At 27.5% G+C, this 7,300-nt stretch carries 5 protein-coding genes and 1 pseudogene; all 6 read right to left on the reverse strand.

Annotated features, from left to right (window positions below; translation table 11 throughout):
* Nucleotides 1-391: 391 nt before the first annotated feature.
* On the reverse strand, nt 392-1,780 hold the full coding sequence (gene argH / locus EPJ72_RS12685) for an argininosuccinate lyase (RefSeq protein ID WP_147732478.1): 1,389 nt from the start codon (nt 1,778-1,780) through the stop codon (nt 392-394).
* Nucleotides 1,781-1,786: 6 nt separating this feature from the next.
* Nucleotides 1,787-3,007 (reverse strand): argininosuccinate synthase, encoded by a 1,221-nt coding sequence (locus EPJ72_RS12690; protein WP_147732479.1) that lies wholly within the window; start codon nt 3,005-3,007, stop codon nt 1,787-1,789.
* A 114-nt stretch (nt 3,008-3,121) separates the two neighbouring features.
* Complete coding sequence (gene argF / locus EPJ72_RS12695) at nt 3,122-4,063, reverse strand: ornithine carbamoyltransferase (protein ID WP_147732480.1); 942 nt, start codon at nt 4,061-4,063, stop codon at nt 3,122-3,124.
* A gap of 171 nt (nt 4,064-4,234) precedes the next feature.
* On the reverse strand, nt 4,235-5,809 hold the full coding sequence (locus EPJ72_RS12700) for a hypothetical protein (RefSeq protein ID WP_147732481.1): 1,575 nt from the start codon (nt 5,807-5,809) through the stop codon (nt 4,235-4,237).
* A gap of 256 nt (nt 5,810-6,065) precedes the next feature.
* Nucleotides 6,066-6,560 (reverse strand): hypothetical protein, encoded by a 495-nt coding sequence (locus tag EPJ72_RS12705; protein ID WP_147732482.1) that lies wholly within the window; start codon nt 6,558-6,560, stop codon nt 6,066-6,068.
* A 170-nt stretch (nt 6,561-6,730) separates the two neighbouring features.
* Nucleotides 6,731-7,300: pseudogene (locus tag EPJ72_RS12710) on the reverse strand (integrase core domain-containing protein); the annotation flags it as partial.

Here is a 7,300-nt window from a genome sequence, read left to right on the forward strand (position 1 = left end):
TATTGTTTAAAATATATAAAAGTGATAAAAAGCATAGTTTCCAAAGAAAGTTTTCTTGGTCTGCCATTATTAAAACCTTTATATACTTTTCTTAATTCTTCTAAAAGAAATAAATATGTTTTTTTAAACCAATCACACTTTGACAATCAATCATTTTTATAAAATCCTTTTTTACGAATATATTAACATAATTCTTACTTCTTTGAAACTATAAATTGATTTGTCAAGTACTTTTGAAACAAGTCTATTATTTAAATTGAATTGATAATTAAATTTATATTTTTAGATTCGCTCACCGTGCGTTAAAATAATGTCCTAAAAAAATGCAATAAAAAACAAGAACGCTATTTATTAACAGCATTCTTGTTTTTATAATCATTTTAAATATTTTTTATTTACTATTTGATTTGAGCCACTCTTCATTTATCTTTATTACTTCCATAACAGCATTCTCACTAGGGCTTCCAATCATTGTTTTGTTAGAAACCTGTGCTTCTGGAGTTATACAAGCATAAATATCATCTTCAAATAAATCAGACTCTTTTTTATATTCTTCTATAGAAAGAGCAGAGAGATTTTTATTGTTATTAATTGAATACACCACAAGACGTCCAGAAACAGAATGTGCATCTCTAAAAGGCATCCCCTTCCTTACAAGATAATCAGCAACCTCAGTAGCATTCAAAAATCCTTCATTAACAGAATCAAGCATATTTTCTTTATTAACTTTCATTGTTTTTAATACATTAGGAAGTATAGATAAACAATTTTTAACATTCTCTAAAGAATCAAATATACCCTCTTTATCTTCCTGCATATCTTTATTGTATGCTAGAGGCAGAGATTTCATCACTGTTAATATAGAAAATAAATTACCGTAAACCCTTCCAGTCTTTCCGCGAATAAGTTCAAGTATGTCAGGATTCTTCTTTTGAGGCATTAAACTAGAACCTGTTGTAAACTCATCATCAAACTCTATGAATTTAAATTCAGAAGTAGAATATAATATCAGCTCCTCAGAAAAACGGCTTAAATGCATCATTATTATTGATAAAGCAGATTCCGCTTCAATAACAAAATCTCTGTCAGATACTGCATCCAAAGAATTAAGCATAACATTTTTGAAATTGAGAGTATCAGCAGTTTTCTTATTGTCTATTTTGTAGGTAGAACAAGCCAAAGCACCAGCACCTAAAGGCATAACATCTATTCTTTTGTATGCATCAGTTAATCTATCAAAATCTCTTTTGAACATCTCTACATAAGCACCTAAGTAGTGAGCAAATGTTATAACCTGTGCCCTTTGAAGATGTGTATATCCGCTCATATAGGTTTTTGTATGCTCTTTTTGAATGCTTATCAAAGCAGAAATTAAATCTAATATTAAAGATTTTATATTTTCTACTTTGTTTTTTAAATGCATTCTTAAATCAAGAGCTACTTGGTCGTTTCTGCTTCTTCCTGTATGAACTTTTTTCCCAACTTCGCCAATTCTGTCAATAAGCCATCTTTCAACTTGAGTATGAATATCTTCCAATTCAAAATCAAATTGAAGTTTATTATTTTCAATATCTTCTAAAATCTGTTTTAGAGCATTTATTATAGTTACGCTTTCACCTTGAGGAATTATTTCACATTCGCCAAGCATTTTTGCATGTGCTATGCTTCCTAAAATATCCTCTCTATACATCTTACAATCAAAAGATAATGACGAGTTAAAATCATTAGCTTCTTTATTAAGCTCTTTAGAAAAGCGTCCGCCCCATAATTTTTCTTTCATAATTAATTATTTTAACCCCATTTTTTTAGCCTGCTCTTTCATCAAAGCATTAACTTTCAAAGGCAAACCAAATAATGTTATGAATCCTTGAGCATCATGGTGATTATATAATTCGCCTGTGGTAAAGCTAGCCAAGCTCTGATTATAAAGTGAATAAGGAGAAGTAACACCAGCAGGTATAATATTTCCTTTGTATAATTTTAATTTTACTTTTCCTGTTACAGTTTGCTGAGTGCTGTCAATGAATGCACATAAAGCCTCTCTTAAAGGTGTAAACCATCTTCCGCTGTATACTAAATCAGTCAATTTATGAGAAATTACATGTTTGAAATATAATGTTTCTCTGTCTAAACATAAATGCTCTATTTCTCTATGAGCAGCATAAAGTATAGTACCTCCCGGAGTTTCATATACACCGCGGCATTTAATTCCTACTACTCTGTTTTCTAATAAATCAACTATACCAACAGCATGCTTTCCGCCTATTTCATTTAAATATTTAACTAAATCAGAAGGTGAAAAAGTTTTTCCATCTACTTTAGTTGGCACTCCTTTTTCAAATTCTAATTCTACAAACTGTCCTTCATTAGGGGCATTCTCCAAAGTGTTTGATAATTTAAGAAGTCTTTCATAATTAGGCATATTAGCAGGGTCTTCAAGTTCTAATCCCTCATGTGATAAATGCCAAAGGTTCTTATCTCTTGAATAAGAATCATCTTTTTTCATAGGAACTTCTATATTTCTGTCTTCTAAGTATTTAATTTCTTCTTCTCTTGAAGATATATTCCATTCTCTCCAAGGAGCAATAATTTCAAAATTAGGAGCTAATGCTTTAACTGTTAATTCGAATCTTACTTGGTCATTACCTTTTCCTGTAGCTCCATGTGCTATAGCAGTAGCACCTTCCTCTAAAGCAACCTCAACAAGTTTTTTTGCTATTAAAGGTCTTGCAGCAGAAGTACCAAGTAAATATTTATCCTCATAAGTAGCTTCAGCTTTAACTATAGGATAAATATAATCGGTAACAAATTCATCTTCGCATTTTACTAATCTGTATTTTACAGCACCAGTTTTTAAAGCTCTTTCCTCTAAACCGTCAGTTTCTGTACCTTGACCCACATCCACACAAACAGCAATAACATCATAATCATAATTTTCTTTAAGCCATGGTATAATAACTGTAGTGTCTAATCCGCCTGAATAAGCTAATACTAATTTTTTTTTCATAATAAGTCCCTCGTATATTAAATATTTTTGTTATAAGCCTTAAAACATTTTAATATTAAAAAATCAAAGGCTTATAAATTTTTTATTGATATATATAGTTTTTAATTATCTTAATTATTCTTTTACTATACTGCTCATTATAGCCATTTGAGCATGCATTCTGTTTTCTGCCTCTTCATAAATATATTGAGAGTTCATATTAAATACTTCTTCAGTTATCTCTTCGCCTTTATGAGCAGGTAAACAATGAAGTGCTATAGCTCCTTTACCCGCAAGAGCAAATAATTCTTTAGTGAGAGTAAAGTCTTTAAATATATTAAGTCTTTTTTCTTTTTCACTCTCCTGTCCCATAGAAGCCCATACATCAGTATAAACTACATCGCTTCCGCTTACAGCCTCTTTTACATCATTAACAATATCAACACTACATCCAGTTTCTTTTGCTATTTTTTTAGCAGTTTCTATAGTTTTGGCATCTGGATTATAGCCTTTAGGTACTCCTACTCTAATATTAACTCCTAAAGAAGTACAGCCCGTTAAGAGACTGTTACATACATTGTTTCCGTCACCTATATATGATAATGTTAAACCTTTTAATTTTCCAAAATGCTCTTTCATAGTAAATAAATCAGCCATAACCTGACAAGGATGTGAAAGATCTGTTAAAGCATTTATAACAGGTACTTTTGAATATTTAGCAAAATCTTCAACATCGCTATGAGCAAAAGTTCTAATCATAATCAAATCGCAGTATCTTGAAATAACATTAGAACTATCTTCTATGCTTTCTCTCTGTCCTAATATAATCTCATCTTGCTTTAATACAAAAGCATCTCCACCTAATTTTTTCATTCCTATTTCAAAACTTAAACGAGTCCTTAAACTAGGCTTTGAAAAATACATTACCATAGTTCTATTTTTCATTATATCAAGTTCTTCTCTATTTCTTACTTTTGATTTTAACTCGAAAGTATAATCAATTAATGCTGATAATTCTTCGCTTGTAAAATCCTCTAAATTAATAAAATGTCTTCCTGATAAATTAACTTTTTTCATATTTTTTCCCATTTAAGTTTTTTATATTATTTTTTAAATAATACTATATATCGTTTTTATAATATTTCAATATTTTTATTTTGATATTTTAAAAAATAAAATACATAAAAAAACGTATAACATGAAACTATGCTATACGTTTAATATTGTTTAATCTAATTATATGTCTTATTAATTATATAATCTATCATCAGGCATATTATTATCCGTCATATTATCATTATTAATATCACCATTTGCATAAGAATATATAGGAGGTTCCTCTTTTTGTAAATAGTCAAATTTAGTAAATGCATAAGATAATTGCAACCCGACACCATTAACCCATATAGATTCTTGCTTGCTTGTTACAGCCAAATCTAAGAAGAAATCAAGGAATAATCTGTCTTTCCAAGAAAATCCAAGCCCAGCATAAAGTCCTAGTTTTGATACAAAATCTGTTTCAAGAGTTTTTATTACTTCTTTTTGAGCTGTTTCTCTGTATAAAGAATATATATTCATATCTAATGCATATTTTATACCGCCTCTAATTTCAAACCAATCTAAAGGCTTTATTGCAGTTCCAATAGGTATTTCTAAATATGGAATAATACTTATAGCATTATGAAGAATATCGCCAGTAGTTATTAAATTACCTTCATCTATTGTATTATTAACACTATTATAAGTATTAGACATTATATAAGTTTTACCTAGATTTGTTACATTTAATCTTAAACCTATTCTAGGTTCTGTTGTTAATTTTATTACTCTGTCTATTATATCCCATTCTAAAGTAGGCGCAGCACTAATATCAAAACTCATATTAAGATTATAATTTTGATTGCTATTAGCTAAACCGCTATTTATTACTTTATCTATTTCATTAGGAGATATATTTGTAGAGTTTAGAATAAAACTATTTTGATTATCTTTGTAAAGGTCAAATTCTAATCCAAGATTAAAAGTTAATTTTTGTAAAGGTCCTGCTACTAAAGGCATAACAAACTCTGGATAAAATAATAATCTTACAGAATTATCAAAAGAATTTGTAGAAGTGTTTATATATTGATGTGATAATGTATCTTTTATGCTATTATTTGTAGTGTAATTTTGAGAATAATTATTTACCACAAAAGCTATAGGCAAATCTAATTTCATATCATTATCAAAATTAATTGCAACGGCTATTTCATTATACCATTGAGAGTTTGTAATATTATTTGTTAGATTTCCATAATTATTAGCATTAGTTTGATGATAATAAGTATATCCTTGATTAAGATAATATCCGCCTGATTTAGCTAATAGATAATGTATAGATATCATATCATTAATTTTAAAAACAGGTCTAAATGCAAAAGAAGTATCCAAGTTTTTTTCTTTACCAAGTATTACTCTATTAGCAACAGGTATATATTCTCTATTATATTCCATAGATTGAGAGTCTATTGAAAAAGCTCCGCCTATACCAAAATACATTTCATTATCTTTTATTGGTATACCAAAATATAATTGTGCTGCATTTTGCATTCCGTTTTTAAAACTAGGTGCATACATTCCTGAAAATAATGTTCTATCTAAGTCAAATATATCTTTAGCAATCAATTTATCAGAATATGAAGATATTTGCAAAGCTGTTGATCTTTTTACAGCGGAGTTATCTAAATTAAATATTATATCTTTAGTTGTATATATGTTCTGAGAAAATAAATTCGAAAAAGAAGATACAATTATTATAAAGATTATAAGTATTATATTATTCATTTATATTTCCTAACTAATTTTTCGCATAATTTTTTATATAAAATTGTAACAAAATTTTCATAAAATGTAAATTATAAAAAAGAAATTTTTATTTAATGGTAATAATTTCGGATTTTTTTTAATAAAGTTTTTCAATAAATATAAAAAAATGTTTTATATGTGCTATAATATTATATTAAATGAATTTTTTTAATAAAAATATATAAAATATTTGTGTAGTTAATTATTTAAGTTAGTTTAATTATTTTATGACTTGTTACAATTCTGTTTGTTTGTTTATGGTTGTTTCCGGCACTTTTATTCTTTCTTCTCTTTGATTTAATGTAATTATGGTTGTGCCTTCTATTGCGGCAGTTTCATTATCTTGAAATATAATCATATAGTTAAATACTGTGCTTGAATTTTCTTGAGAAGACATAATATAAGATATTGTGTAATAGTATACATTATTTATTATATCTTGATATATATTTGATGCTGGTATTAAATCACTATCTATAGCTATTGAACCGTCTTCATTAATAATTACAGTTATAGGTTTTTCTTTAGATGTTTCTTCTGTATTTTCGCTTCCCTCTTCTCCTGGAGGCGGTATTATTATTATTATATCAGAATTATTTTTTTCTTCTTCCTTTATAGTTCCAGTCCAAGTTCCTACGAATCTGCTGTCTACGCCTGTGCCTGTAATATTTTCTAGTTTACAGCTAATTAATATTAAAGTAAGAATAACTAATTTTAATATGTTTTTCATAATATATAATCAGTATCGACTTTTTGTTTAAATTTTTTATAGTTGTGTAATTTTAATTAATTCTAACTAATTTTAATATATAAAAAAATTGTTTAATATGTTAGATAATTTTCATAAAAAATAAAAAAATATTCCAACCTGTAACAGCTTATATAAATTTATCCTAAATGTCATGGAGCCATAGATATTGTACTTTTACTTGCTATAATATTTTTGATTCTTTCTTTGATTGTAATATACAATAACGAAGAAATCAATCTTTGATTGTTATAAAAATGTGTATATTCTTTTAATTTTTCTCTTAATAATTCTACTGTGATATTTTTATTTAATCGTGAATAAAATTCTCTTTCGTCTATGCCGTGTACTCTTTCTACTACGCCATTGTATCTTGGTGTTGCTATAGGAATATATCTCCTCTCTAATTTATTTTTTAAGCAGTATTCATCAAAAATATTTATTTTAGGAGTATTAATACAGCGATAAGTATATTCTATACCATTGTCCGTTTGTATAGCCTGTATCTTAAAAGGTGAAGTTTTTAAGACATATTTTAAGAAAGATAAAGCACTATAAGGTGTTTTATCCTCATAGATTTGCCTCCAACTATAACGAGCAGCTAAATCTACAGCAGTGAATTGATAAACTGTTTTTCTGCCTAATTTGATATATTTAGTGTCTATTTGAACTATTTTGCCCTCTTTTTGTATTTTAGAGACAAATTTTCGTTTATCATATCT

It is taken from the genome of Brachyspira pilosicoli (assembly GCF_008016535.1).
GTDB lineage: Bacteria > Spirochaetota > Brachyspiria > Brachyspirales > Brachyspiraceae > Brachyspira > Brachyspira pilosicoli_A.

Coding starts and splice junctions, on each gene's coding strand:
- EPJ72_RS12690 (WP_147732479.1), bottom strand. CDS start 3,007: ATGAAAAAAAAATTAGTATTAGCTTATTCAGGCGGATTAGACACTACA.
- EPJ72_RS12705 (WP_147732482.1), bottom strand. CDS start 6,560: ATGAAAAACATATTAAAATTAGTTATTCTTACTTTAATATTAATTAGC.
- argF (WP_147732480.1), bottom strand. CDS start 4,063: ATGAAAAAAGTTAATTTATCAGGAAGACATTTTATTAATTTAGAGGAT.
- EPJ72_RS12700 (WP_147732481.1), bottom strand. CDS start 5,809: ATGAATAATATAATACTTATAATCTTTATAATAATTGTATCTTCTTTT.
- argH (WP_147732478.1), bottom strand. CDS start 1,780: ATGAAAGAAAAATTATGGGGCGGACGCTTTTCTAAAGAGCTTAATAAA.